The organism is Oscillibacter sp. CAG:155 (genome assembly GCA_000436875.1).
Taxonomy (GTDB): domain Bacteria; phylum Bacillota; class Clostridia; order Oscillospirales; family Oscillospiraceae; genus Oscillibacter.
Map to the genome: position 1 here is coordinate 1 of FR890953.1, position 2569 is coordinate 2569.

A 2569-nucleotide genomic window follows, 5' to 3' on the forward strand; every position below is an offset into this window, starting at 1 on the left:
CCGCTGCGCCGGCCTGTTGGTCTGCGTCCGCGCCTTCCTCTGCGCCAGCAACGCCGGGGGCGGGTTGGTCCTGCTGTTCCTCAGCGCCAGGGGCGGCGGGCTCCTGGTCTCTTTCGCCTTCTCCGGGGGCGGGACCGGCGGCCTCCCGCTCGTTTTCGCCTTCCCCGGCGGGGGCATCCTGCGCCGTCTCCGCCGGGACCCCGAATACCTCCTGATATTCGTCCATCATGTTCTCCTTTCCTCTGTGGGCTTACTTGCTCTTCTTTCCGCCCCGGCCGGTGGTACCGCCGCCGCTGCGCAGGTCGGTTCCCGTAATGCGGTTCGTTCCTTTCTTGCCCGCACCGGGGCCGTTGGGTGCGGTCACATCCAGGGTACCGCCGCTCTTGATGCGGCCGATGTAGCCTCTTTCTTTCATGCTTGCGCCTCCTTTCCCGTGTTTTGAACATCGCCGTCTCCGGCGCTGTCAGCCTTTATCGAACAATCGTTCTCCAACGATGCGGCCGTGGTCCTCACACCGCTTGTTGCGGCACCGGAACGTCAGCACCCGGGCGGTTTTCCCGTCCCGTTTCTCCTCCCGGACGGACATCACCGCCGCCTCCGTGGCGCATCTGGGGCATCTCACAGCGGCATTCCCCCTTCCGGCAGGGCGCTGGTATCCATGGCCGCCTGGAGCACAGCGGGGTCCTCGCCGGTCCCGCTTCCCGGCTGTGCGGCGCCTGCCTGTGCCATCCCGGCCTGCTGGGCTGCCGCCTCCTCCTGGGCCTGCTTCTGCCGCTGCAGTTCCGCCTTGATGGTCCCCGCCATGGGGTAGTGGAGCTGCTCCATCATGGACCAGTACAAAATGAGACTGTCCAGACTGGTGGGGTCCCCGAAGGCCCTCTCGGACCGCTGGGAGCGCATCTCCTGCCACATCTGCTCCCGGTTGGAGGCCAGGGGCGCCGACGTATCGCAGGAGAACAGGAAGTTGTCGTTCCAGTACGGCTGTCCGTCCGCATCCACCCGCAGAAAGTCCCAGCGGTTGAAGGTGCGGTATTCCCGCTGGCCCTGGGCGTTGTAGGTGACGATGGGCCGGGGTTCGTCGGCGTATGCCAGCTTCCACTTGAACAAGCGTTCGAACAGGCGCTGATACAGATCATTTTTCATGATCCGCTTGCTCTCCAGCCGTCCCGCCGCCTGGGCCGCCGAAAACTGCTTGGCGACGGCGGAGGTTGCAGTGGAGTCCTTGCGCCCCTGGAAGGAGTCGGTGATGCCGATCATATTCCGGGCCTCCTCGTAGATCTCCGCCCGGTACCTGAGGTCCGCAGAGATGTCCACCTGGGTGTTGTAGGTGCGGATCATGTCCAGCTGCTGGGGCGACTTCACGGAGAGCACCCGGCCGTCCTGGTCGGTAAACTCGAATTTCAGATCCTCCGGCTTGGTGGTAAAGCTGCCGCCGCTCATGACCTTGGTGGAGAGCTTGCCGCTGACCTTGCTCATCTCGTTCTGCTGTCCGGCAATGGCGTCGGCGTCGGAGCCGCCCAGCAGCTGCCCAGCCATGGATACGTTTTTGCGCATCACGATGGGGTACATTCCCGGCGTATAGCAGGGAATCCGCCGGGGCCGCCTTCGGACGGGTCTTGCCACCACCGCCGCAGGAAGGCCTTCCATGCCCGGCAGAGATCCGGCACCGCTGCTCAGGACGTCCAGGATCTCCGGCGGTGCCGTCTCATCAGGCACCGGCAGGCCGTATTCGTCCGTCTCCTCCTCCCAGGCGGAAAGCACAGTGCCGTCAAAGAGCGTCAGATCCTCCGTCAGCTCCTCATACGCCTGCACCTCGTCCCGGAACTCTGTCCCGTCGCAGTGCATGCACTTGACGCCGTTTCCCTCCGCGCCGCAGCGGGTGCAGATCTTCTTCCGGCGGGCCTGGCAGTCCTCCAGGTCCTCCAGCTCCGTGTCCCGCACAAAGCTGTACCGGCCGATGCCGCCCCGGCGGTTGCGGTAAAATACCAGGTACTGCGTCACAATGCCGTCCGGCAGTGCGCCGTCCACTTCCGACCGGGCCTCCCGGTCCTCCTCGTCCTCCTCCCGGACGTCCACGCCGTACCGGCGGAGGATGTACTGCCAGGTGCGGGGGATCTTGAGGCAGAAGTGCTCCATCTCGTCGATGTCGTAAACGCCTGCCTGGGGAACGAACTGCCGGGGGTGGATCTCCCGCACGGTAGAATCCCCCAGCGTGGTGTGGGTGCAGACGGTCTGATCCCAGTCCACCCACAGAAAGTCCGCGCCGTGGGTGGGGGTCACCCGCTCCTGCAGGTCGTTGATGACCTCCATGGGCAGCCGGTCCAGCTCGTTTCGGAGCATGTCCTCAATGATCCGGGCCAGATCCTCATCCTCCCGGTAAAGGGCCGTCACCTTGGGCTGGGGGATGTTGGAGTCCACCTCCGTCTCGATGATCTCCTGGACCAGGTTCCGCTTGTAGCTGGTCTGCCGGGCCGCCGTGGTCCCGTCCGGGGCGGTGATGTCGGCAGTGCCCCGCAGCAGCTGTTCCTGGCGTGTCATGGCGTCCCGGTAGTCCCGGACCTCAGCCTTC

Annotated in this window: 4 protein-coding genes; all 4 read right to left on the reverse strand. The window is 65.3% G+C overall.

Annotated elements, in window-relative coordinates; translation table 11 throughout:
* The coding region (locus tag QZL67_RS09650; protein ID WP_292920246.1) for a hypothetical protein at positions 1–229 on the reverse strand (229 nt) is incomplete at its 3' end.
* A gap of 21 nt (positions 230–250) precedes the next feature.
* Positions 251–415, reverse strand: a complete 165-nt coding sequence (locus QZL67_RS09655) for a hypothetical protein (RefSeq protein ID WP_022290511.1) — start codon at positions 413–415, stop codon at positions 251–253.
* Between the two features lie 48 nt (positions 416–463).
* Positions 464–622, reverse strand: coding sequence for a hypothetical protein (locus tag QZL67_RS09660; RefSeq protein ID WP_292920248.1), 159 nt, complete (start codon positions 620–622; stop codon positions 464–466).
* The coding region (locus QZL67_RS09665; protein ID WP_292920250.1) for a hypothetical protein at positions 619–2569 on the reverse strand (1951 nt) is incomplete at its 5' end. The genes QZL67_RS09660 and QZL67_RS09665, both read right to left, overlap by 4 nt.

Excerpts from the sequence above, each read along its gene's own strand:
- QZL67_RS09655 (WP_022290511.1), bottom strand. The coding sequence starts at position 415 with ATGAAAGAAAGAGGCTACATCGGCCGCATCAAGAGCGGCGGTACCCTG.